Origin of the sequence: Xanthomonas cassavae CFBP 4642, assembly GCF_000454545.1 — a bacterium.
Classification (GTDB): Bacteria; Pseudomonadota; Gammaproteobacteria; order Xanthomonadales; family Xanthomonadaceae; genus Xanthomonas; species Xanthomonas cassavae.
In genome coordinates, this window is the sequence record NZ_CM002139.1 from 1,963,093 (window position 1) to 1,985,017 (window position 21,925).

Below are 21,925 nucleotides of genomic sequence, written 5' to 3' on the forward strand. Positions count from 1 at the left end.
CTGAGGGTTGGCAGGGATTCGTGTAAGAAACCTTTACTGACAGCAAGTTAGCCCACTTTTGGCTGTGTTTTACACGAATCCCTGCCAACCCTCATTCCGTATACCGCCGCGTGCCGTGGCGTGTCGTATTACGAGGTGCCCGCGGTGGCCGCGACGGGCGCTGCAGAGGCCGCAACCGCCGGTTCGGCGCTGTGCCGCACGCGCGTGATCGAAGGCACGCTGGATGGACGCCTGATTGCGCTGGATGCACGTAGCGGTCAGCTGTGCCCGGACTTCGGCAGCAATGGCCAGGTCGACATCACCGTGGGCATGGGCGAGACCCCGCTGGGCTACGTGTCGATCAATTCGCCGCCGGCCATCGTGCGCGGTGTGGTGGTCACTGGCCATCAGGTGCTGGATGGACAGAAGCGCTACGAACCCTCCGGTGTGATCGAAGGTTTCGACGCGGTCACCGGCAAACTGCGCTGGGCCTGGGACATGACCCATCCGGACTGGAATGGCGCACTGCCGCCGGGCCAGACCTGGACGCGTGGTACGCCCAATATGTGGACCACCGCCGCTGCGGACGAGCAGTTGGGCTATGTGTACCTGCCGATGGGCAACTCCACCGCCGATTACTGGAGCAGCTCGCGTACGCCGCAGGAGAATCGTTACGCCACCTCGCTGGTGGCGCTGGATGTCACCACCGGCAAACCGGTGTGGAATTTCTAGACCACCCATATCGATGCCTGGGATTACGACCTGGGTTCGCAGCCGAGCCTGATCGACTTCCCCAAGGATGGTGTCAACGTGCCGGCGGTGTTGCTGCCGAGCAAGCAGGGTGAGTTGTATGTGCTGGATCGACGCACCGGCCAGCCGCTGGTTGGCGTGGAAGAACGTGCGGTGCCCGGTGGTGGCGTCGAGCCGCAGATGCGCGCAAAGACCCAGCCGTTTTCGCTGTATCACACGTTGCGCAAGCCGGATCTGACCGAACGCGATATGTGGGGCATGACACCGATCAACCAATTGGTGTGCCGTATCCAGTTCCGCACCGCCAGCTACAAGGGCATCTACACGCCACCGGAAGCGGACCGGCATTCGATCGAATACCCCGGTTACAACGGTGGTTCGGACTGGGGCAGCGTGGCGGTGGACCCGCAGCGCGGCGTGGTCGTGGCCAATTACAACGACATGCCGAACTACAACCTGCTGGTTCCGCGCGCGAAGGCCGACAAGCTGCGCTGGGCACCGCGCGACCAGGTGCGCGGTGACGCAGGCGGCGCAGAAGGCGCAGGCGATCCGCAGGCAGGCACGCCGTATGCGATCAACGTCAACGCCGGCTGGCGGCTGCCGTTTACCAAGCTGCTGTGCAAGGAACCACCGTATGGCGGCATCCGCGCCATCGATCTGGCCAGCGGCAAGACCTTATGGGATCGCCCGTTCGGCAGTGCGCGTGGCAATGGCCCGTTCGGCATCCGCTCCGGCCTGCCGATCGAGATCGGCACGCCCAACAACGGTGGCTCGGTGGTCACTGCGGGCGGGTTGATCTTCATCGCGGCCGCCACCGACGACCTGATCCGTGCCATCGACCTGGCCACCGGCAAGGAGCTCTGGCACGCCAAGCTGCCGGCCGGCGGGCAGGCCAACCCGATGGTGTATTCCTATGGCGGCCGCGAGTACCTGGTGATCATGGCCGGCGGCCACCACTTCATGGAAACCCCGGCCGGCGATGCATTGATCGCCTATGCATTACCGCAGCATTAGTGCTGGAAATGGAAACAAAAAACGCGCCGATAACGGCGCGTTTTTTTATGCGCTAGCCAAACGCAGCGTCAAGGCCATTAATCCATGCAGACGCGTTGACCCAACAGTTCCCCGACCACACGCTTTTGCGATTCCCGATTCCCGATTCCCGATTCCCGATTCACTGCGCCGTCGCCACTGCATCGTCCTGCACCGCGTCCTGCACATCCTGCGCCAGCGTCGCCTTGACGATGATCGAGCGGATCGCATCGGTGGCTTCCGACAGCGGCACATCGCTGCTCAGGCGCTGGAAGGTATCGCGGCTGTTATAGCCGGAGCCGTCCTTCAGATAGTGGTCGTACATCGACAGCAGATCCTGGCAGGCCGTGATCAGTGCAGCGATATTGCCGCGCAGCAGCGCGTGGCCGATCTGGTCGAAGCTATGCAGGCAGTCGGCCAGCCAATGCAGGTCGTAACGGGCAGTACCGGGCTCCGGCGCGCTGTGGCCACGGCTATAGGCGCTGTAGCGCCGCAGGCTGCGCGCCACGCGCGCCACGTGCGCGAACAGCGTGCCGATCTCGTTGGCGATATCCAGCCGCTGCACCATGACCACCGGGATGACCTGGCTGGCGGCCGGGTCGTCGTGCTGGGCTGCGGTCTGCTCCTGCTGTTCCAGCGACTGCTTGAGCACGGTGTAGCTGCGCTGCAGCGATTCCAGCTCCAGTGCACTGGCGGCCGCGCGTGCCTTCAGTTGCGACAGGGCCGCCTGGTAGCGGCCCAGGCTGTCCTGGGTGCTGGCCAACTGTCCGGACTCGGCACGCAGTTGCCGGCCACGCACAAAGGCCAGCGCGGTGGCGATCAGGGCCCAGAGTGCGAATGCAGGCACCAGGTAGATCAGGATGCCCATGGGAGATTCCTCGAAACGTTGCATACCTTGTCGGCCTGGCAGCAACGTTCTTGAGGGCAATCGACGTGAACCGTGGAAGCCGCACGTGGGGACGCGCGTCAGGATGCCATCCCGCCCGCATGTAGCCGCGTCAGGGCAATCGAGCGGTTGCCGAGCAGGCGCTTGCTCAGCCCGGTGTCGAAGGAGAACAGGAGCACGAAGCGATGCAGCTGATGAAGCGCTACGTCGGCGGTAGGCATCGGGCGAGTAACACGGCCCCTGTGCGTGGCGATTCATTGGTGGTCGTTACAAGCTGCGGCAGCTACCGGATGCGACAAAGTTGCTCGCATGCCGCGTTATGTTGCAGCGTCCACAGTCGCTATCGGTTATCCGCCATATGCTCTTGCAGCGCAGGCCGCGCGCGGGCGTCAGGACAGGATGGCAGGTAAGTCCAGGCCCTTCTCGCGAGCGCAATCGGTTGCAATGGCATAACCGGCATCGGCGTGTCGCATCACGCCGGTCGCGGGGTCGTTCCATAACACGCGTTCGATGCGTCGGTCGGCCGCCTCGCTGCCGTCGCAGACGATGACCATGCCGGCATGCTGCGAGAAACCCATGCCGACGCCGCCGCCGTGATGCAGCGAGACCCAGGTTGCGCCCGACGCGGTATTGAGTAGGGCATTGAGCAACGGCCAGTCGGACACCGCATCGGAGCCGTCGGCCATGGCTTCGGTTTCGCGATTGGGCGAGGCCACGCTGCCGGAATCCAGATGATCGCGGCCGATCACCACCGGCGCTTTCAGCTCGCCGCTGCGCACCATCGCGTTGACGGCCAGGCCCAGCCGGTGGCGGTCGCCCAGGCCGACCCAGCAGATCCGCGCCGGCAGGCCCTGGAAGGCGATTTTCTCGGCGGCCATGTCCAGCCAGCGATGCAAGTGCGCGTCGTCGGGAATCAATTCCTTGACCTTGGCATCGGTCCTGGCGATGTCTTCCGGATCGCCGGACAGCGCCACCCAGCGGAACGGGCCAATGCCGCGGCAGAACAGCGGGCGGATGTAGGCGGGCACGAAGCCTGGGAAGTCGAACGCATCGGACACGCCTTGCTCCAATGCCATCTGGCGCAGGTTGTTGCCGTAATCCACGGTGGGCACGCCGAGTGCGTGGAAGGTGAGCATGGCGCGGATGTGATTGGCCATCGTCTCGCGCGCGGCGGCTTCCACTTCCTTTGGCGCGCTGACGCGCTTGTCGTCCCATTCGTCCACGCTCCAGCCCTGCGGCAGGTAGCCGTTGACCGGATCGTGCGCAGAGGTCTGGTCGGTCAGCAGGTCCGGTTTGATGCCGCGTAACAGCAGTTCGTCCAGCACGTCGGCGACATTGCCGAGCAGGCCGACCGACAGCGGCTTCTTGGTGGTACACGACTCCTCGATCAAGCGCAATGCCTCGTCCAGCGAGTCGGTCCAGGTGTCCAGGTAGCCGGTGCGCAGGCGCATGTCGATGCTGGAACGGCGGCATTCCACTGCCAGACAGGACGCGCCGGCCATCACGGCGGCCAGCGGCTGCGCGCCGCCCATGCCGCCGAGGCCGCCGGTGAACAACCACTTGCCGGCCAGGTTGCCGGCGTAGTGCTGGCGGCCCATCTCCACGAAGGTTTCGTAGGTGCCCTGCACAATGCCTTGCGCGCCGATGTAGATCCAGCTGCCTGCGGTCATCTGGCCGTACATCGCCAGGCCTTTTTGATCGAGTTCGTTGAAGTGGTCCCAGTTGGCCCAGCGCGGCACCAGGTTGGAATTGGCGATCAGCACGCGCGGTGCATCGGCATGGGTGCGGAACACGCCGACCGGTTTGCCGGATTGCACCAACAAGGTCTGGTCGTCGTCCAGGCGCGTGAGCGCCGCGACGATGGCATCGAAGGATTCCCAGTCGCGCGCGGCGCGACCGATGCCACCGTAGACCACCAGTTCCTGCGGGCGCTCGGCCACGTCCGGGTCCAGGTTGTTCATCAGCATGCGCAATGGCGCTTCAGTGAGCCAGCTCTTGGCGGTGAGCGTGCTGCCGGTGGCGGCGCGGATGACGCGGGTTGTATCGTGACGGGTCATGCCAGGTTCCTTGCAATCAGCGGTGGGCCGCAGGCGGCGCGGTGGCGGAGGAGGGGGTGTTGGCGAAGTCCAGGCAGGCCAGCAGCACGTGCCGCAGCACGTGCCGCAGCACCGCACGCAACGCGGCGGCGTGCACTGGCTGCCACGGCGTGGGCCAGTTCTCCGGCGTGATGGTGTTCGGCTCGCGCATGTAGCCGCGGCAGGCCAGCTCCATCTGCAGCGTGTGCACGCCGTGCCCGGGTTGCGCGTAGTGGCGGGTGATCCAGCCGCCCTTGAATCGCCCGTTGCGCACCGTGCTGGAGCCGCTGCTGCGGCACAGCTGTTCCACGGCGTCGACCAGCACCGGGTCGCAACTGCGGTCGTCGTTGCTGCCGATGTTGAACTGCGGCAGCTCGCCGTCGAACAGGTGCGGGATGACCGAGCGGATCGAGTGCGCGTCGTACACCACGATCCTGGAATGCAGCTGGCGCAAGCGCGCGATTTCTTCTGCAAGCGCCGCGTGATACGGGTCGAACCAACGCGCGCGACGCTGATCGATCTGCGCCTGGTCCGGCGCCAGGCCGTCGGCATACAGTGGCTGGCCGTCGAAGGTGGTCAGCGGGCACAGGCCGGTGGTGTTCTGGCCGGGGTATAGCGATGCGCCGCTGGGGTCGCGATTGACGTCGATGACCGAGCGCGAGATGGCGGTGCGCAGCGTGGTGGCACCCAGCGACTGGGCGAAGTCGTACAGGTGATGCACCCACCAATCCGCATCGCGCCGCGCCAGCCACGGCGACACGAAACGGTCGGCCACGTCATCGGGCAACTCGGTGCCGGTGTGCGGAAAGCTGATCAACAGGGGCGCCTGCCCTCGATGAATGTCCAGCCAGTCGGGCAGGGTGCTCATGGCCGGGCTCCGGTTGCGTGCGCAGCGGCGCGCGATGCGTGCCGGTGATGTGCGTGGGTTCGGTCATCGCCCTGCGCGAAACGTGCACCCGCAGCGCCGGGATGTGCGGCGTTCGCCAGGGTGGCGATACCCGGCACTGCATGGAGGGGTGCCAACGCGCTGCGCAGGCGATCTGCAGATCGCCGCATCATGCGTGCTGCTCCACGCCCGGCAAGGTGATCGCCACTGCGTCGGCCAATGCGCCGGAACGCACCAGTGCGCTGGCAGCCAGCATGTCCGGGTGGAAGTAGCGGTCGTCCTGCAGCGTCGGCACCTGTGCGCGCAGCAGGGCACGTGCGGCTTCCAGCGCGGCGCTGGAGCGCAGCGGCGCGTGGAAGTCGCAGCCCTGCACGGCGGCCAGCAGCTCGATGCCGATCACGTGCGCGGCGTTCTCTGCCATCGCCAGCAGGCGGCGCGCGCAGTGCGCGGCCATCGACACGTGATCTTCCTGGTTGGCGGAGGTGGGAATCGAATCGACGCTGGCCGGATAGGCGCGCTGCTTGTTCTCCGACACCAATGCCGCAGCGGTGACCTGTGGAATCATGAAGCCCGAGTTCAAGCCCGGGCGCGGGGTGAGAAACGCCGGCAGACCGGACAAGGCCGGGTCGACCAGCATCGCGGTGCGGCGTTCGCTGATCGAGCCGATCTCGCACACCGCCATCGCCAGCATGTCGGCGGCAAACGCCACCGGCTCGGCGTGGAAGTTGCCGCCGGACAAGGCCTCGCCGGTGTCGCTGAAGACCAGCGGATTATCGGAGACGCCATTGGCTTCGATTTCCAGCGTGCGCGCAGCCTGGCGCATCACATCCAGCGCCGCGCCCATCACCTGCGGCTGGCAGCGCAGGCAGTACGGGTCCTGCACGCGCACATCGCCAAGCCGGTGCGATTCGCGGATGGCCGACTCGGCCATCAAGGCGCGCAAGGCCGCCGCGGTGGCGATCTGCCCCGGCTGCCCGCGCAGGGCATGGATGCGCGCATCGAAGGGCGTATCCGAACCCTTGGCCGCTTCCACCGACAATGCCCCGGTGACCAGTGCCGCCTGCAACACGGTTTCGATCTCGAACAGGCCGGCCAGCGCGCAGGCGGTGGAGAACTGGGTGCCGTTGAGCAGCGCCAGCCCTTCCTTGGCGCCGAGTACGCGCGGTTGCAGCTGCGCCTGCGCCAAGGCGTTGGCCGCCGGCAACCGTTGTCCATCGACGAAGGCTTCGCCAACGCCGATCATCACCGCGGCCAGATGCGACAGCGGTGCCAGATCGCCGGAGGCGCCGACCGATCCCTGGCACGGCACCACCGGGGTGATCCCGTCACGCAGCATCGCCTCGAGCAGGGCCAGCGTGTCCGGTTGCACGCCGGAGGCGCCCTGGGCCAGGCTGGTGAGCTTGAGCGCCATCATCAGCCGCACTACCGGCACCGGGGTGGGCGCGCCGACACCGGCCGCGTGCGAGAGCACGATATTGCGTTGCAGGGTGGCCAGGTCGTCGCGCTCGATGCGCACGCTGGCCAGCTTGCCGAAGCCGGTGTTGACGCCATAGACCGGCTCGCCGCGTGCGACGATCGCTTCCACCGTCTGCGCGCTGCGCAAGACCGCCGCTGCGCAGGCCGGATCCAGCGCCGCCTCGGCGCCGCGATACAGCGCGCGCCACTGTGCAAGCGTGACAGCGCCGGGGTGCAGGACAACAGAAGCACTCATGACAACTCCAGAGATAATCGGGTTCAATGCCCGCGCCAGACGCGGGCATGCAGCGGATTGAAGCCCATGCGATACACCAGGTCGGCCGGCGCCTCGATGTCCCAGATCGTCAGGTCGCAGTCCATGCCGGTGCGCAGCCGTCCCAGCCGCGCAGCGCGGCCGAGCGCGCGCGCCGCTTCGCGGGTGAACCCGGCGATGCATTCGTCCACCGTCATGCGGAACAAGGTGGCTGCCATGTTCATCGCCAGCAGCGGGCTGGTGAGCGGTGAGGTTCCCGGGTTGCAGTCGGTGGCCAGAGCCAGCGGCACGCCGGCCGCACGCAGCGCGGCGATCGGCGGCAGTTGCGTATCGCGGGTGAAGTAGAACGCGCCCGGCAACAGCACCGCGACCGTGCCGGCGGCGGCCATCGCTTCGATGCCGGCCTGGTCCAGGTATTCGATATGGTCGGCCGACAGGGCGCCATGGCGCGCAGCCAGCGCTGCGCCGTGCTGGTTGCTCAATTGTTCGGCGTGGATCTTGATCTGCAGGCCGTGCGCCTGCGCGGCGGCGAACACCTGTTCGGCCTGCGGGGTCGAAAACGCCAGATGCTCGCAGAACACATCCACCGCCTCGGCCAGCCCTTGCGCGGCCACGGCGGGAATCATCTGCGTGCAGACCATATCGATATACGCCTGTGCATCGCTTCCCGGCGGCACCGCATGTGCGCCCAGAAAGGTGGGCACCACCTCGACCCGGCGCAAGCTGGCGAGCTGGCGTGCCACGCGCAGTTGCTTGGTCTCGTCTTCCAGGGTCAGCCCGTAGCCGGATTTGATCTCCAGCGTGGTCACGCCTTCGGCGAGCAGCGCATCCAGGCGCGGCAGGCTGGCAGCGAGCAGCGCCGCATCGTCGGCAGCGCGGGTCGCGCGCACCGTTGCCACGATGCCGCCACCGGCGGCGGCGATCTGCGCATAGCTGGCGCCACGCAGGCGTTGTTCGAACTCGTTGGCGCGATTGCCGGCATGCACCAGGTGGGTATGGCAATCGATCAGGCCCGGGCTGATCCAGCGACGCCGGCAGTCGTGCGCGATGCCGGCAATCAATGCCGGCGCCTGCGCGGCCGGGCCGGCGTAGACGATGCGGCCGTCCTGGCAGGCGACCACGCCGTCGTCCACGACGCCCAGGCCACCATCGGCGGCGTCCAGGGTCATCAGTTGCGCGTTGTGCCAGAGAACGTCGCAATGCATGGCGCAGGCTCGTGGTGTCTGATATGTATATACAATAGAGTCGTCAATCGGAGGTGTCCAGTGGCAGACGAGCAGGCACACGCGCAGGTGTTTTGGGCCGCCCGGGCCTTGTTGCCGGAGGGCTGGGCTGGCCAGGTGCGGATCACGCTGGCGCAAGGACGCATCGTCTCGGTGCAGCCGGAGACCGCGCCCGGCGGCGCCGACCTCCGCTGCGAGGTGCTGCTGCCTGGCCTGGGCAACCTGCACAGTCATGCCTTCCAGCGCGGCATGGCCGGGCTGACCGAAGTCGGCGGGCGCAGCGGCGACAGTTTCTGGAGCTGGCGCGAGCTGATGTACCGCTTCGTCGACCGGCTGGACCCCGACAGCCTGCAGGCGATCGCCGAGCAGGCCTATGTGGAAATGCTGGAGAGCGGCTTCACCCGGGTCGGCGAATTCCATTACCTGCACCACAGCCCCGGCGGCACGCCCTACGCGAATGCCGGGGAGATGTCCGGGCGCATCGCAGCGGCCGCCGCCAACACCGGGATCGGGCTGACCCTGTTGCCGGTGTTCTACGCGCATTCGGACTTCGGCGCTGCCGCGCCGAACGTCGCGCAGCGGCGGTTGATCCACGACATCGACGGTTTCGCGCGTCTGCTCGACGACTGCCGACACAGCCTCAAGGCGCTGCCGGATGCCGTGCTCGGGCTTGCGCCGCACAGCCTGCGTGCGGTCACGCCGCAGCAACTGGTGGACCTGCAGCTGCTCACCAATGGGCCGATCCACATCCATATCGCCGAGCAGCAGCGCGAGGTCGACGCCTGCCTGGCGTGGTCAGGCCAGCGGCCGGTGGAGTGGCTGCTGGCCAATGCGCCGGTGGATACGCGCTGGTGTCTGGTGCACGCCACCCATGTCACCGCCAGCGAGGTGCAGGCGATGGCGCAGCGCGGGGCGGTGGTCGGGCTATGCCCGATCACCGAGGCCAACCTGGGCGACGGGATCTTTCCGATGCAGGCCTTTGCCGCGGCCGGCGGTCGCTTCGGCGTCGGCTCGGATTCGAACGTGTTGATCGATGCCGCCGAAGAGCTGCGCCTGCTCGAATACGGCCAGCGGCTGACGCTGCAGGCGCGCAATGTGCTGGCGCCGGCCGATGTTTCCAGCGGCCGCTGGGTGTACGACCGCGCCGGTGCGGGCGCGGCGCAGGCGCTGGGTGTCGCGCAGCACGGGATACGGGTCGGTGCGCCGGCCGATCTGGTGGAGCTGGACCTGGCGCATCCGGGCTTGCTGGCACGCAGCGACGATGCCGTGCTGGACAGTTGGCTGTTTGCCGCGCGCGGCACTGCGGTCCGCAACGTCTGGCGCAATGGCCGGCCGGTGGTGCGCGGCGGACAGCATGTGGACCGTGCGCGGATCGCCACGCGGTTTGCGCAAATCCTGCGAACCGTGCTGGGCACCTGAAGGCGGCTAACAGAGCCTGGCGAGCAGTCGTCAGGTGGGTGCGGACGGTGCGGAGGAACCGGAGTGTACGAGGCTACATGCCGCACCGAGCACGCGCCGCGCCCGTCTGGCGGTGAGCGCAGTCGTTCCGTTAGCCGGTCTAAGCGGATGCGCGCACAATGCAGGCCTGACAGGAGACCTCTGCTTTGACCGCCATCCCCATCGCCGCGCCCGGCACCTTGCACCAACGCATCCGGCAGGATCTGGAGCAACGGATTCACAGCGGCGACTGGCCGCCCGGGTACCGCATTCCGCCGGAGCACGAGTTGATGGCGCAATATGGATGCTCGCGCATGACGGTCAACAAGGTGCTCGGCCTGCTGGCCGACGCCGGCATGATCGAACGCCGCCGCCGCACCGGCTCGTTCGTGGCGCGGCCGCATCCGCATCTGGAACAGGTGGCGCTCTCGATCCCGGACATCGAGGTGGAAATGACCACGCGCGGTCACTCTTACCGTTTCTCGCTGCTCTCGCGGCGGCTGCGCAGCGTGCGCCAGCGCGTGCCGCAAGAGCGTGCGCTGGGCAGCACCGGCAGGCTGCTGGCGCTGGAAAGCGTGCATCTGGCCGATGGCAGCCCGTTCGCACTGGAGCAACGCGTGATCGATATCACCACCGTGCCGGATGCCCTGGCGCAGCCGTTCACCGAGGTGGCGCCGGGCAGCTGGCTGCTGCGCAACGTGCCGTGGACGCGCGCCGAGCACCGCATCAGCGCCGTCGGCGCCGACGCCGCGCAGGCCAGGCAATTGCAGGTGGACGAGGGTGCTGCCTGTCTGGTCATCGACCGCCACACCTGGCGCGGCGAACAGCCGGTGACCTACGTGCGCCAGCTGTTCCTGGGCGGCTCCTACGACCTGGTGGCGCGGTTCGCACCAGGAATGCGCTGAGGCAGCGCGCGGAAGGGCGTACAGCACCTCCGCGGTGCGGTAGCTCCGGCAGCGGTGCCACGCATCCGCATCACCAGATCGTCCGCGAGCGAGCGCTCTCGTGCGCTCGCAGTGGCTAAGGAGGGCCGCCTGGCGACGGTCACGCAAGCGCCGCGGCGATGGGCACTCACGCACAGTTGCTGCGGCGTTTTTTCATTAACAGCCATCAGGAACACAACTAACGAGTCGCACCGTCTCGAATCGGACCATCTGTCGCGCAAACACCAGACCACACGCAGTGGATCAACTACAGCAACAACCTCGTGCCCCTCACATCGCAACCAAGCCGGCGCACTGGCGCGACATACTTCTTCACCGCGCAAATCCTTGATCCCGAATCCCGAATCCCGAATCCCGAATCCCGAATCCCGACCTCAAATCGTCGTGCACTGCCGCCAACGCACCGGTTCTGCCACCCCTGCACGTGGATTGAGCTGCACCCGCACGGTGCGCAGATATGGGTAGCGCTTCAGTTCCTCGCAGATCAGCGGCCACGCGGCGCTGTCTTCGATGGTGCGATCCACCGCCAGCGTGGCCTGCGTGATCCAGATGCCGCGCACCAGGCCCGGTGTCTGTGCCAGGGCCTTGGAGACATCGCGCCGGTAGCCCTGCAGCGTTTCAGCGTCCGGTTCGCCGGCATCCGCTGCCGGCAGGGGGGCGGGTACCGGTGCGGCCGCAACCGGCGGCACGGCAGACGCGGCTGGCGTCGCCGACGGTGTCTTGCCTGCCGCTGCGTGCGGGGTCGCTGCAACGGGGGCTGGCGTCGGGGTGGGCTCTGGCGGACGCAGTCCCAGGACCGCTACCAGCGCCAGCGTGGCCAGTGCCGCACCGGCGATGATGCTGTGGCGGATGGCACGGCGCCTGGCCATGCCCACCACGCCGGTCTCCACATCGCCCGGCAGATAGGGCTTGAGCAGGGGCCACAGGCGAGTGCCGTCCAACACTTCGATGGATTGTTTTTCGGCCGCAGCCAGGCCTTCGCGCTCCATGCGCCCTTCGGTCACCATCACCCCGCCACCGGCGCCGGCCAGGCGCGCCATCGCGCCCAGCTCATTCACTGCGGCCACGCCGATGCGGTAGCCGCGACCGTGCTTGCAGGCCACCAGGCGGGTGCCGTGATCGGTCTGCATCATGAAGTCGGCAGTCGGCAGGCCGTCCTGCGGCAGCTGGGTCGGTTGCCAGCCACGTTCGTCCTGCAAGACGCGCAGCACCACGGCGGAAAAGTCGCGCCAATGCATGGCCGCCAGCGCGCGCACGCCTTCCGTGGTTTCGTTGGCGCGGCGTCGCACCAACCAGAGATAGGCACACACTGCCAGCCAGAGCAGGAGTGCAGCCAGGAGCGCCAAGATCCAGGAAGGCATAAGCATCAAGCGAAGGTATGGCGCGTATTACGAGTCGATGCCCCTAGAAGAATCCTTCGCGCAAGATTCGTCAATGGATCGTTGGCGGAGATATCGCGAGCCGTGACCCAGGCAGTGAAAGACCCGCCAGTCCGAAGCCGTGAGGGGAGGGGAGCAAACGGACTTCGTGAAGCAGGACTGGCGGGTGGTTCCCGATTGTCTGAAAAACTATGTTGCTTTGCAACATCACGAGGCTCAAAGCAAAACCGCCGTCCGTTCATTCCCAGAACAACGTCCGGAGCGCGCACTGCGTCCAGCGCCGACGCGGCGCTCCGACGAGAATGGCCGGCCCGCATGCCCGCGCGAACCGGGCCTTATTCGCCGTCGAATGCCGCTGCATTGCCGGTGGTGGATGCGCCGCTGGCACCGGTCGAACTGACGCCACCTGCGGAATCGCTACTGGCGGCCTGCGCGGCCTGGTTGGCGGTCCGGTTGGCGCGCTTGGTCGCCGCGGTATTGGCCCGTACCTGGGCCTTCAGCGATTCGACCTCGCGACGCAGGTTTTCCAGCTCGTCCTGCTCGGGGATATTGAGCGTGCGCAGCACGCCCTTGACGCGCTCGTCGAAGGCCTTGCCCAGCTTGTCCCAGCCGCGCACCGCGGTATCGCGGGCCTGCTCGAACTGGGTCTCCACCTCTTCGCGCAGCTCGTCCACGCTGTCGGCGGCCTTGCGCTGGCCGGTGCGCTCATAGGCGGCGCCTTCGCGCACCAGCGAGTCGAACAATTTGCCGCCTTCGCTCTGCACGCGTCCAAGTGCGCCTAGCCCGGCCAGCCACACAGTCTGCGCCGATTCGCCGAGCCGGCGCGAAATCTGCTCCGCCTGGGCCTGGAAGCCCGAAGCCGCGGTGTCGCGGTTGCCGTTCTGATCGTATCCGGTCGTCATGCGATGCTCCTGTCGATTGCCGAAGTAACGTTGGGTTCACCCTAGTGCCGGCCTTGCATCGGACAGGTGAAACGCGGTCCGGTCAGGCCTGTCCAAGCATCCGCCCATCCCGCGCAGGGCGGGTGACTTGGCGCTGAAGCAACAGCAGCGGCGACGCGATCAGGCCAGCTTTTCCGATAACAGCCGACGGATTTCCGATTCCACCATCGGCTGCATCGCCGACAGCAGGAAGCCAAGCTCGGCCGTCACATGCACCTGCTGCGGCAGCAAGGCGATTGCGCCATCCACGCCTGACCGCGAGATGCGCAAGGTGTCGCCTTCCCACTGCGAGGCCACGCCGTAGCGATCGGTGAGCTTGCGCGCCGCCTCGTCGATCGCTGCGCGGGCCTGTGCCGGCGTCAAGGAGTGGTCGTGGCGGATATCGATGCTGGACATGAGGTGCCTGGGTGATACGAAAGTAGGCGCGCATTGTGCGCATGCGCGCGCCTGGCTCCAAGTGCGGCGGCGCATCGCGCCTCGCCAGCCCGGCGGCATGGGGGCATGGGGGCACTGCGAACCGGCGCAGGGCCCGGATCTGGCTGCGAATGCGGCACCTTATCGACGTATGCTGCCCGGCGGCGCGCTGGCGCGGTGAGGTTGTTGGCCGCTCTCAGCAGCAAACCTGCTAGGCTGCGGCCGGTGCGCGACCTGCAAGTTCATTTCACCCACCGGCAGCAGCCGGATCATTCCCTCAAGCCCGGTGTCCACCGGATCGTACGGCATGCCTCCGGCAGCGTGCGGGTGGTGGCCGATGCGCAGGGGGCGCTGCTGTTGGCGCAGTTCTGCCTGGACCAGCGCGGCCTGTGGTTGCAGGTGGCCAACGGCATCCGCGGGATCCACGTCAACGGACGCCCCGTGCGTCGCATGGCCTTGCTGCGGCCCGGCGATGCGATCTACGCCGACGGTGTGGAGATGCTGCTGCGCAGTGCGCCCTCCAGCGCGCCAGCCAACGATCTGGCGCCCGACGATGCCGGCCTCAGCGAGGTCTGCCTGCTGCTGCGCGGGTTGGGCGGGCGCCATCACGGGCGCAGCTTCACCCTGGATCGCTCACGCGTGGTCGGCAGCGACCCGGCTGCGGACATCGTCATCGACGATCCGGCCTTCACCGCCCAGCACGCGCGCCTGGAACGCCACGGCGACCGCGTGCTGATCCGCGATCTGGGCTCGGAAGAGGGCAGCTGGATCAATGGCGTGCAGGTGCGCGATGGCTGGCTGCAGGCCGGCGACCAGGTGGTGTTCGACGCCCGTCACCGGTTCGTGGTGGAAGTGCCGCGCATCCATCACGGCACCACCTGGGATATCCCCGATTCCGAGCCGCCGCTGCCACCACGCGCGGTGGCCGAACCGGTGCGTGCGCCGATGAAGGTCGCCCGCTGGCCGTGGCTGCTGCTCAGCGCGGTGCTGCTGGCGGCGGCGCTGAGCGCCTTGCTGTGGTTCGGCGCGCGCTGAGTTTTTTCCAGACCCGCCAGCCCAGCAGGGCGACGAGTATGCCGGCATACAGCGCCGGCTCGCGGATATCGGACTTCACCAGCCACCAGAAGTGCAGCACCGCCAGTACTGCGATCGGGTAGATCAGCTGGTGCAGCCGGCCCCAGTTGCGCTTGAGCCGGCGCATCCAGCCCTGGGTGGAGGTGACCGCCAGCGGCAGCAACAACAGCCATGCCGCAAAGCCCACGGTGATGTAGGGACGCTTGAGAATCTCTTCGAAGATCTGTGTCCAGAAGCCGCGCAGATCCAGGCTGAGATACACCGCCAGGTGCACGCTGGCATAGAAGAACGCATACAGCCCCAGCATGCGACGGAAGCGGATCACTGCCGCCTGGCCGGTGAGCTGGCGCAGCGGCGTGATTGCCAAAGTGATCAATACAAAGCGCAGCGCCCACAGCCCGGTGCGATGCTCGATCTCGGCCACCGGATCGGCGCCCAGCGCGTCGCTGCCGGTCTGCCACACCTGCCAGAACTGCCAGGCCAGCAGGACCATCGGCGCCAGTGCGGCCGCGTGTACCGCAGTCTTGGCGGCGATCAATGCAACGGAGGTCTTGGCCATGCGATCTCGAAGAAGGAAGCGATGCCGAAACGTAGGGGCACATCCGGGCGCGACGGGTCTTACCGATAAAGCCCTGTCGCGCCCGGGTGCGCTCCTATGACAGGTCGATATCAGAGTGTGTGTTGCCTAGAACCATTTCTTCAGGTCCATCCCCGCATACAGCGATGCGACCTGATTGGCGTAGCCGTTGAACGGCTTGGTCGCAATGCGCTCGGCAAACAGCTTGCTGGCGGTGCCGGCGATGCGGCGTTCGGTCTTCTGGCTCCAGCGCGGGTGATCCACGGCCGGGTTGACGTTGGAAAAGAACCCATATTCGGACGGCTGCAGATCGTGCCAGGCGGTTTCGGGCATCTTCTCAACAAAGCGGATTTCCACGATCGACTTGATGCTCTTGAAGCCGTATTTCCACGGCACCACCAACCGCAGCGGCGCACCGTTCTGCTGCGGTAGCGGCTTGCCGTACAGGCCGGTGGCCAGCAGGGTCAGCGGGTGCATCGCCTCGTCGATCCGCAGGCCTTCGCGATATGGCCAGTTGATGGAGCGGTAGCGCACGCCCGGCATCTGCTGCGGGTCGGCCAGCGTGGTGAAGGCCACGTACTTGGCCTTGGAGGTCGGCGCAAAGCGCTTGAGCACTTCGCCCAGCGGCACGCCGGTCCACGGGATCACCATCGACCAGCCCTCCACGCAGCGCAGCCGGTAGATGCGCTCTTCCGACGCGATGCCCTTGAGCAGCTCATCCAGCGACAGGCTGCCGGGCTTTTCGCATTCGCCGCCGACCTTCACCGACCACGGCGACAGCTTGAGCGTCTTGGCCGCCTTCGACGGGTCGGTCTTGTCGGTGCCGAACTCGTAGAAGTTGTTGTAGCTGGTGACGTCCTCCAGCTTGGTCAGTTCTTCGGCGGTGCGGAAGCCGCTGCGCGCCTGCGCCGGGGTCACCACGGTCTTGGGCGGCGGCGGTGGGTCGGCTTCGGCGCAACTGGCCACGCCGATTGCCGGGGTCAATGCCAACAGCTGCAGCAGCCGACGCCGCTCGCGGTAAACGGACTCATCGGTGATCTGGCTGGCAGGCAGTTTGAAGGCATCGCGAAACGACATGGCAGGCTCCGGCAGTGGCTGCAGCGTTGAGAGTAACCAACCGGGACAAAAGTTCGCTCCGGTGCACCACACGTTACGTCACGCTCAGTCAAAAGGATGCAGCTGCAACTTTTTTGCCCGCTGCCAAGCCCGATGCGCTGCGGCATACTAGAAGGCTAGCTCGACAAGGTGTGCCATGACTCGCGCGTTCAATTTCAGTGCCGGCCCTGCGACATTGCCGGAATCGGTCCTGCGCCAGGCGCAGGCGGAGATGGTCGAGTGGAATGGAGTGGGCGCCTCGATTGTGGAAATCAGCCACCGCAGCGCGGATTTCATGGCGGTGGCGGCCGCGGCCGAAGCCGACGTGCGCACCTTGTTGTCGATTCCCGACGACTACGCGGTGCTGTTTACCGCCGGTGGCGCCACCACCATCCAGGCACTATTGCCGCTGAACTTCGCCGCGCCGGGCCAGGCCGCCGACTACGTGATCAGCGGGCACTGGGGCAAGACCGCGATCAAGCAGGCCGCGCCGTACGTGGATGCGCGCATCGCCGCCGATGCGCAGGCCGAAGGCTTCATCGACATCCCGCCGGTGGCCAGCTGGACCCTGTCGCCGCATTCGGCCTATGTGCACATCACCGCCAACGAGACCATCCACGGCGTCGAATTCCGCGACATTCCGGCGGTGGGGACGCTGCCGCTGTTCGCCGACTTCAGTTCCTCCATCGCCTCCGAGCCACTGGACATCTCGCGCTACGGGCTGATCTATGCTGGCGCGCAGAAGAATCTGGGGCCGGTCGGGATCTCGGTGGTGATCGTGCGGCGCGACTTGTTGGAACGCGCCGGCCAGCCGCGCGCGGACATTTTCAACTACGCCTCGCACCTGGCGCGCGACTCGATGCTCAACACGCCGCCCACCTGGAACTGGTATGTGCTCGGGCTGACCGTGAAGTGGATGCTGGAGCAGGGCGGGGTGGAGGAATTTGCGCGGCGCAATGCGGAAAAAGCCGCGTTGGTGTACGGCGCCATCGATCGCTCCGGCGGCTTCTATCGCAACCAGGTCAAGCCGGCGGTGCGCTCGCGCATGAACATCCCGTTCTTCCTGCCCGATGAGCAGCTGGATGCGCTATTCGTCAGCGAATCCAAGGCCGCCGGCCTGCTTGCATTGAAGGGCCACAAGGCGGTGGGCGGTATCCGCGCCTCGCTCTACAACGCCATGCCGGTGGCCGGCGCGCAGGCGCTGGTGACCTTCATGCACGACTTCCAGCAGCGTCACGGCTGAGCCCACTTCCATCCGCGGCGCAGGCCGCGCAGGCGCATGCGCCGTCTTTTCGAGGAACGCCCAGCGATGGCACCCAGATCCAGCAAATCCACGCCCGCCGCCAGCGGCAAGCGCACACCGGCAAAAGCCGCCGGGGAGGCCGCCGCGAGCGCGCCGGTTGCCAAGCCGGCAGGTAAACAGGTCAAGGCGGCCGGCAAGCCCGTCACCGCGGCACCGGTGCTGGCCGATGTGCGCGCCAAGATCGACGAGATCGACCGCACCATCCAGGCGCTGATCGCCGAGCGTGCCAACTTCGCCCATCAGGTCGGCAAGGCCAAGGGCAAGCTGGCCGCAGCGGTGGACTACTACCGCCCCGAGCGCGAAGCGCAGGTGTTGCGCATGGTAGTGGACCGCAACGAAGGCCCGCTCAGCGATGAAGTGCTGGTGCACGTCTACCGCGAAATCATGTCCGCGTGCCTTGCCCAGCAGGAGCCGTTGAAGATCGGTTACCTGGGGCCGGAAGGCACCTTCAGCCAGCAGGCGGTGCTCAAGCACTTCGGGCGCTCGGCGGTGGGCTTGCCGATGGCGACTATCGAAGAAGTGTTCCAGGAAGTGGAAGCCGGCAATGCCGATTTCGGTGTGGTGCCGGTGGAAAATTCCGGCCAGGGCACCATCCAGGTCACCCTGGACATGTTCCTGACCTCCAACCTCAAGATCTGCGGCGAAGTCGAGCTGCGCGTGCATCAGTACCTGCTCTCGCGCAACGGCCGGCTGGAAGACATCGAACGCATCTACGCGCATTCGCAATCGTTCGCGCAGACCGCCGGCTGGCTGCGCTCGCACCTGCCCAAGGTGGAAAAAATCGCGGTGTCCAGCAATGCCGAAGGCGCGCGCCGCGCACGTAATGCCGAAGATGCCGCAGCGATCGGCGGCGAGAGCGCCGCGCATGTGTACGGCCTGAAGAAGGTCATCATGAAGTCGATCGAGGACGACGGCGACAACACCACGCGCTTCCTGGTGATTGGCCGGCAGATCTTCCCTTCGTCCGGGCACGACCGCACCTCGGTGCTGGTGTTCATCCACGACAAGCCGGGCGCATTGTTCGACGTGCTCAGCCCGTTCGCGCGCCATGGCATCAGCATGAATCGCATCGAATCGCGGCCCTCGCATCAGGCGAAGTGGGAATACGGCTTCTTCATCGATCTGGTCGGCCATGTGGAAGACCAGGCGATGAAGCAGGCGCTGGCCGAGCTGGAAGCGCATTCGGCACAGATCAAGGTGCTGGGGTCGTATCCGGTGGCCATTCCCTGAGCAGGCGTGCCCGGCCCCACCCAGGCCGCCACCGGCGCGCCGCCGCCTCGGCGATGACGGCGCCGCCATTTCTTACCCAGCGCATCGCCCCGTACGGCGATGCCGCAGCACTCGGATCATTCGCATGAGCAGCAGCACCCAGCACTGGATCGCGCAGCAGGGCAGCGCCTTGCGCGGCACCCTGGTCATTCCCGGCGACAAGTCGGTCTCGCATCGGGCGGTGATGTTCGCCGCACTCGCCGATGGCGTGTCGCAGATCGACGGCTTTCTGGAAGGCGAAGATACCCGTTCTACCGCGGCGATCTTTGCCAGGCTGGGCGTGCGCATCGAAACGCCATCGGCGTCGCGGCGCATCGTGCATGGCGTGGGTGTAGACGGGCTGCAGGCGCCGAGCGAGGCGCTGGACTGCGGCAATGCGGGCACCGGCATGCGGCTGCTGGCCGGCCTGCTGGCGGCGCAACGCTTCGACAGCGTGCTGGTGGGCGACGAGTCCCTGTCCAAGCGACCGATGCGGCGCGTGACCGGCCCGCTGGCGCAGATGGGCGCCAGGATCGACACGCAGGACGATGGCACGCCGCCGTTGCAGGTGCAGGGCGGGCAGGCATTGCACGGCATCGACTTCGTCTCGCCGGTGGCCAGTGCCCAGGTCAAGTCGGCGGTGCTGCTGGCTGGTCTGTATGCGCAGGGCGAAACCTCGGTGAGCGAGCCGCATCCCACGCGCGATTACACCGAACGCATGCTGTCGGCATTTGGCGTGCAGATCGACTTTTCGCCGGGCAAGGCGCGCCTGCGTGGCGGCCAGCGCCTGCGTGCCACCGACATCGCGGTGCCGGCAGATTTTTCGTCGGCGGCATTCTTCATCGTCGCCGCCAGCATCGTTCCCGGCTCGGACGTGGTGTTGCGTGCGGTGGGCCTGAATCCACGCCGCACCGGGCTGCTGGCAGCGCTGCGCCTGATGGGCGCGGACATCAGCGAGGAAAACCATGCCGAACATGGCGGCGAGCCGGTGGCTGACCTGCGCGTGCGGTATGCACCGCTGCGTGGCGCGCAGATTCCCGAAGCGCTGGTGCCGGACATGATCGACGAATTTCCCGCGCTCTTCGTGGCAGCGGCCGCAGCCTCCGGTCAGACCGTGGTTACCGGCGCGGCCGAACTACGGGTCAAGGAATCTGATCGCCTGGCGGCAATGGCGACCGGACTCCGCACGCTGGGCGTGCAGGTGGACGAAACGCCCGATGGCGCCACCATTCATGGCGGGGCCATCGCCAGCGGCGTCATCGAAAGTCATGGCGACCATCGCATTGCGATGGCATTTGCCATCGCCGGGCAGCTGTCTACCGGCAAGGTGCAGATCAACGATGTGGCGAACGTGGCCACCTCGTTCCCGGATTTCGACACCCTTGCGCAGGGCGCCGGCTTCGGCCTCAGCGCTGCGCGCTGAACTCCACCGGCGGCACCTGCACGGTGCTGACAACAGCATGCCCGTCGCGTGTGGCGGGCTCGAAGCGCCATTGCTGCAAGCTGCGCACCACCGCCGCGTCCAGGCGGGGGTCGCTGCTGCCGTCGCGCTCGACGATGGTGACTTCACGCACGTGCCCTTGCACATCCAGCTGCAGCCGCGCCGTCCGGCTGCCTTCGAGGCCGGCACGGGCCAGTTCAGCCGGGTAGGCGGGCAGGGCATTGCCGGGCAGCGGGATGGCCTCCTTGCTGCTGACCGGTGCACGCATCGGCTGATGCGCCACCATGGTCATCGCGCGCGGGCCGTCGGCGCTGGGCAGGATCTGCCGGCTGGCCGCCGGGGCAGGGGTTGTATCGGTGGCGAACGATTCGTCGCTGTGGCGCGCCCACCACCAGGTCGGGATCACCACCAGCACGGCAACCAGGGTCGCCCATAGCCAGGGCGAGGCGCCGTCGTTCTCTATGTCCTGCCTGCGCCTCTCTGCAGCACGCGGCAGGGCTGGGCTGTGGGTTGAAGGATTCGAGGTGAAGGACATAGCCGACCTCCTGGCGCATCTGTGGGATGACCCGGTCAGTCTGGTCGGCATTGCCTGAGGGGCAGCTAAGGCGGGGCCGATCTGCCACACCCAGGCTATGTCGTGATTCAGCTTAGTGACGCTAACGGACTGCGATGCGGGACGCGTGTGGATCGTCCACGTTCACGATTTAACAGTCTTTTATCGATTGCCGGCGCCGGACGACGGCTGGCGCCGCAAGTGCAAGGTGCGTGCTGTTAGCCCGGCTTACTGCGCCGGCTTGAACTCGAAGGGGATGTCCAGGCTGCCGGCCACCGGCTGGCCGTTGTTCTGCGCCGGATGGAAGCGCCAGTGCCGCACGGCCTCCATCGCCGCGCGGTCCAGGTCGCGCGAGCCGCTGCGCTGCACAAGGGTAACTCCGCCCGGATTGCCGGCCGCGTCCACATCCACGCGCACCACCACGTCGCCAGCGTCGCCGCGGCGCAAGGCCGCTGGGGGATAGCGCGGCGGCGGCATCTGGCCCTGCATCGGAGCCGGGCGGTTGCCGCCTGCCACTGGTGCAGAAGGCGTTGCCGTGCCCGGCGCTCCGGGAGCAGCGTCTTCAGGCAGGGGAGCTGATGCTGGCGGGGGCGTTGGCGCGGTTTCCACCAGGGTGGGGGTGTCTTCCTGCGGCTTGGCCTGCGGCATGTCGCTGGCGCCGTCCTGCGCCGGCAGTGGTGCAGGCAGTGGTGCAGGCAGCGGCTGCAGCGTGTCGTCCGTGGCGGTCGCGTTGGCGCTCGGCTGGGTGGGCGAGGGCTTGTAGAAGTCGTCCTTGCGGCCGGTGGCCCAGACCAGCAGGAACAGCAGCAGGCCGGCGCCGAAGGCAACGCCGGCAATTTTCAGGGTGTGGCGGGGCAGACGCAGGACGATCTGGCGATCGGACGCAGGGCGGGGCGCGGGCATAGGACTCACCTGAAGGATCGCCGCAATTCTGGCATAGCCCCGGTGAATCGATCGCA

General features: G+C 67.0%; 19 protein-coding genes, 1 other RNA gene and 1 pseudogene. 7 read left to right on the forward strand and 14 right to left on the reverse strand.

The genetic code is table 11. From position 1 onward, the window contains the following. Nucleotides 1–93 precede the first annotated feature (93 nt). A pseudogene (locus tag XCSCFBP4642_RS24420) lies at nucleotides 94–1,743 on the forward strand (outer membrane protein assembly factor BamB family protein); the annotation flags it as partial. A 160-nt stretch (nucleotides 1,744–1,903) separates the two neighbouring features. Here the strand turns inward: XCSCFBP4642_RS24420 and XCSCFBP4642_RS28380 are convergent. The 6 genes from XCSCFBP4642_RS28380 to hutI all read right to left on the reverse strand — a co-directional run bounded on the left by XCSCFBP4642_RS28380 (nucleotide 1,904) and on the right by hutI (nucleotide 8,542). Beyond that, nucleotides 1,904–2,629 (reverse strand): hypothetical protein, encoded by a 726-nt coding sequence (locus tag XCSCFBP4642_RS28380; RefSeq protein WP_029219462.1) that lies wholly within the window; start codon nucleotides 2,627–2,629, stop codon nucleotides 1,904–1,906. Nucleotides 2,630–2,727: 98 nt separating this feature from the next. Beyond that, complete coding sequence (locus tag XCSCFBP4642_RS29165; protein WP_160170361.1) at nucleotides 2,728–2,868, reverse strand: hypothetical protein; 141 nt, start codon at nucleotides 2,866–2,868, stop codon at nucleotides 2,728–2,730. Between the two features lie 168 nt (nucleotides 2,869–3,036). After that, on the reverse strand, nucleotides 3,037–4,704 hold the full coding sequence (gene hutU / locus XCSCFBP4642_RS0108835; protein WP_029219463.1) for a urocanate hydratase: 1,668 nt from the start codon (nucleotides 4,702–4,704) through the stop codon (nucleotides 3,037–3,039). A 16-nt stretch (nucleotides 4,705–4,720) separates the two neighbouring features. Then, a complete protein-coding gene (gene hutG / locus XCSCFBP4642_RS0108840; RefSeq protein ID WP_029219464.1) occupies nucleotides 4,721–5,590 on the reverse strand; it encodes an N-formylglutamate deformylase in 870 nt (289 codons plus the stop codon). Between the two features lie 187 nt (nucleotides 5,591–5,777). After that, nucleotides 5,778–7,319, reverse strand: a complete 1,542-nt coding sequence (gene hutH, locus XCSCFBP4642_RS0108845) for a histidine ammonia-lyase (RefSeq protein ID WP_029219465.1) — start codon at nucleotides 7,317–7,319, stop codon at nucleotides 5,778–5,780. Nucleotides 7,320–7,342: 23 nt separating this feature from the next. Then, nucleotides 7,343–8,542 carry an imidazolonepropionase gene (hutI, locus tag XCSCFBP4642_RS0108850; protein ID WP_029219466.1) on the reverse strand — a complete coding sequence of 400 codons (1,200 nt, stop codon included), beginning with the start codon at nucleotides 8,540–8,542 and terminating at the stop codon, nucleotides 7,343–7,345. Between the two features lie 60 nt (nucleotides 8,543–8,602). On the opposite strand from hutI, the gene XCSCFBP4642_RS0108855 reads away from it, so the two are divergent. After that, nucleotides 8,603–9,979, forward strand: coding sequence for a formimidoylglutamate deiminase (locus XCSCFBP4642_RS0108855; protein ID WP_029219467.1), 1,377 nt, complete (start codon nucleotides 8,603–8,605; stop codon nucleotides 9,977–9,979). Between the two features lie 4 nt (nucleotides 9,980–9,983). On the opposite strand, the gene XCSCFBP4642_RS26730 is transcribed toward XCSCFBP4642_RS0108855, so the two are convergent. Next, a non-coding RNA gene (locus XCSCFBP4642_RS26730) (sX9 sRNA) lies at nucleotides 9,984–10,058 on the reverse strand. A 106-nt stretch (nucleotides 10,059–10,164) separates the two neighbouring features. Here XCSCFBP4642_RS26730 and hutC point away from each other — a divergent pair. Continuing rightward, nucleotides 10,165–10,902: a histidine utilization transcriptional repressor HutC gene (gene hutC, locus XCSCFBP4642_RS0108860; protein ID WP_029219468.1), complete on the forward strand. Its 738-nt coding sequence runs from the start codon at nucleotides 10,165–10,167 to the stop codon at nucleotides 10,900–10,902. Nucleotides 10,903–11,315: 413 nt separating this feature from the next. Here the strand turns inward: hutC and XCSCFBP4642_RS0108865 are convergent, their stop codons facing one another. The 3 genes from XCSCFBP4642_RS0108865 to XCSCFBP4642_RS0108875 form a co-directional block, all read right to left on the reverse strand. Beyond that, on the reverse strand, nucleotides 11,316–12,308 hold the full coding sequence (locus XCSCFBP4642_RS0108865) for a restriction endonuclease (protein ID WP_029219469.1): 993 nt from the start codon (nucleotides 12,306–12,308) through the stop codon (nucleotides 11,316–11,318). Between the two features lie 347 nt (nucleotides 12,309–12,655). After that, entirely contained in the window at nucleotides 12,656–13,222 is a 567-nt protein-coding gene (locus XCSCFBP4642_RS0108870) for a phasin family protein (protein ID WP_029219470.1), read from the reverse strand. 159 nt (nucleotides 13,223–13,381) lie between these two features. Then, complete coding sequence (locus XCSCFBP4642_RS0108875; RefSeq protein ID WP_029219471.1) at nucleotides 13,382–13,657, reverse strand: polyhydroxyalkanoic acid system family protein; 276 nt, start codon at nucleotides 13,655–13,657, stop codon at nucleotides 13,382–13,384. 243 nt (nucleotides 13,658–13,900) lie between these two features. On the opposite strand from XCSCFBP4642_RS0108875, the gene XCSCFBP4642_RS0108880 reads away from it, so the two are divergent. Further along, nucleotides 13,901–14,710 (forward strand): FHA domain-containing protein, encoded by an 810-nt coding sequence (locus tag XCSCFBP4642_RS0108880; protein ID WP_029219472.1) that lies wholly within the window; start codon nucleotides 13,901–13,903, stop codon nucleotides 14,708–14,710. Here the strand turns inward: XCSCFBP4642_RS0108880 and msrQ are convergent. After that, entirely contained in the window at nucleotides 14,652–15,308 is a 657-nt protein-coding gene (msrQ, locus tag XCSCFBP4642_RS0108885; RefSeq protein ID WP_029219473.1) for a protein-methionine-sulfoxide reductase heme-binding subunit MsrQ, read from the reverse strand. The two genes, XCSCFBP4642_RS0108880 and msrQ, sit on opposite strands and share 59 nt — an antisense overlap. Nucleotides 15,309–15,434: 126 nt before the next feature. Beyond that, nucleotides 15,435–16,403 (reverse strand): protein-methionine-sulfoxide reductase catalytic subunit MsrP, encoded by a 969-nt coding sequence (gene msrP, locus XCSCFBP4642_RS0108890; RefSeq protein WP_029219474.1) that lies wholly within the window; start codon nucleotides 16,401–16,403, stop codon nucleotides 15,435–15,437. A 175-nt stretch (nucleotides 16,404–16,578) separates the two neighbouring features. On the opposite strand from msrP, the gene serC reads away from it, so the two are divergent. The 3 genes from serC to aroA all read left to right on the forward strand — a co-directional run bounded on the left by serC (nucleotide 16,579) and on the right by aroA (nucleotide 20,395). Continuing rightward, on the forward strand, nucleotides 16,579–17,664 hold the full coding sequence (gene serC / locus XCSCFBP4642_RS0108895) for a 3-phosphoserine/phosphohydroxythreonine transaminase (RefSeq protein WP_029219475.1): 1,086 nt from the start codon (nucleotides 16,579–16,581) through the stop codon (nucleotides 17,662–17,664). 66 nt (nucleotides 17,665–17,730) lie between these two features. Continuing rightward, nucleotides 17,731–18,954 carry a prephenate dehydratase gene (gene pheA, locus XCSCFBP4642_RS0108900; RefSeq protein WP_029219476.1) on the forward strand — a complete coding sequence of 408 codons (1,224 nt, stop codon included), beginning with the start codon at nucleotides 17,731–17,733 and terminating at the stop codon, nucleotides 18,952–18,954. Between the two features lie 124 nt (nucleotides 18,955–19,078). After that, nucleotides 19,079–20,395: a 3-phosphoshikimate 1-carboxyvinyltransferase gene (gene aroA, locus XCSCFBP4642_RS0108905; RefSeq protein WP_029219477.1), complete on the forward strand. Its 1,317-nt coding sequence runs from the start codon at nucleotides 19,079–19,081 to the stop codon at nucleotides 20,393–20,395. Here aroA and XCSCFBP4642_RS0108910 read toward each other — a convergent pair. Beyond that, on the reverse strand, nucleotides 20,379–20,948 hold the full coding sequence (locus XCSCFBP4642_RS0108910) for an energy transducer TonB (protein ID WP_084624448.1): 570 nt from the start codon (nucleotides 20,946–20,948) through the stop codon (nucleotides 20,379–20,381). The genes aroA and XCSCFBP4642_RS0108910 overlap by 17 nt on opposite strands. A 246-nt stretch (nucleotides 20,949–21,194) precedes the next feature. Beyond that, nucleotides 21,195–21,869 (reverse strand): energy transducer TonB, encoded by a 675-nt coding sequence (locus tag XCSCFBP4642_RS0108915; protein WP_029219479.1) that lies wholly within the window; start codon nucleotides 21,867–21,869, stop codon nucleotides 21,195–21,197. Nucleotides 21,870–21,925: the final 56 nt, after the last annotated feature.

Coding starts and splice junctions, on each gene's coding strand:
- XCSCFBP4642_RS28380 (WP_029219462.1), bottom strand. CDS start 2,629: ATGGGCATCCTGATCTACCTGGTGCCTGCATTCGCACTCTGGGCCCTG.
- XCSCFBP4642_RS0108865 (WP_029219469.1), bottom strand. CDS start 12,308: ATGCTTATGCCTTCCTGGATCTTGGCGCTCCTGGCTGCACTCCTGCTC.
- XCSCFBP4642_RS0108915 (WP_029219479.1), bottom strand. CDS start 21,869: ATGCCCGCGCCCCGCCCTGCGTCCGATCGCCAGATCGTCCTGCGTCTG.
- msrP (WP_029219474.1), bottom strand. CDS start 16,403: ATGTCGTTTCGCGATGCCTTCAAACTGCCTGCCAGCCAGATCACCGAT.
- XCSCFBP4642_RS0108870 (WP_029219470.1), bottom strand. CDS start 13,222: ATGACGACCGGATACGATCAGAACGGCAACCGCGACACCGCGGCTTCG.
- XCSCFBP4642_RS29165 (WP_160170361.1), bottom strand. CDS start 2,868: ATGCCTACCGCCGACGTAGCGCTTCATCAGCTGCATCGCTTCGTGCTC.
- aroA (WP_029219477.1), top strand. CDS start 19,079: ATGAGCAGCAGCACCCAGCACTGGATCGCGCAGCAGGGCAGCGCCTTG.
- msrQ (WP_029219473.1), bottom strand. CDS start 15,308: ATGGCCAAGACCTCCGTTGCATTGATCGCCGCCAAGACTGCGGTACAC.
- hutI (WP_029219466.1), bottom strand. CDS start 8,542: ATGCATTGCGACGTTCTCTGGCACAACGCGCAACTGATGACCCTGGAC.
- XCSCFBP4642_RS0108875 (WP_029219471.1), bottom strand. CDS start 13,657: ATGTCCAGCATCGATATCCGCCACGACCACTCCTTGACGCCGGCACAG.
- pheA (WP_029219476.1), top strand. CDS start 17,731: ATGGCACCCAGATCCAGCAAATCCACGCCCGCCGCCAGCGGCAAGCGC.
- hutU (WP_029219463.1), bottom strand. CDS start 4,704: ATGACCCGTCACGATACAACCCGCGTCATCCGCGCCGCCACCGGCAGC.
- hutH (WP_029219465.1), bottom strand. CDS start 7,319: ATGAGTGCTTCTGTTGTCCTGCACCCCGGCGCTGTCACGCTTGCACAG.
- serC (WP_029219475.1), top strand. CDS start 16,579: ATGACTCGCGCGTTCAATTTCAGTGCCGGCCCTGCGACATTGCCGGAA.
- hutG (WP_029219464.1), bottom strand. CDS start 5,590: ATGAGCACCCTGCCCGACTGGCTGGACATTCATCGAGGGCAGGCGCCC.
- XCSCFBP4642_RS0108910 (WP_084624448.1), bottom strand. CDS start 20,948: ATGTCCTTCACCTCGAATCCTTCAACCCACAGCCCAGCCCTGCCGCGT.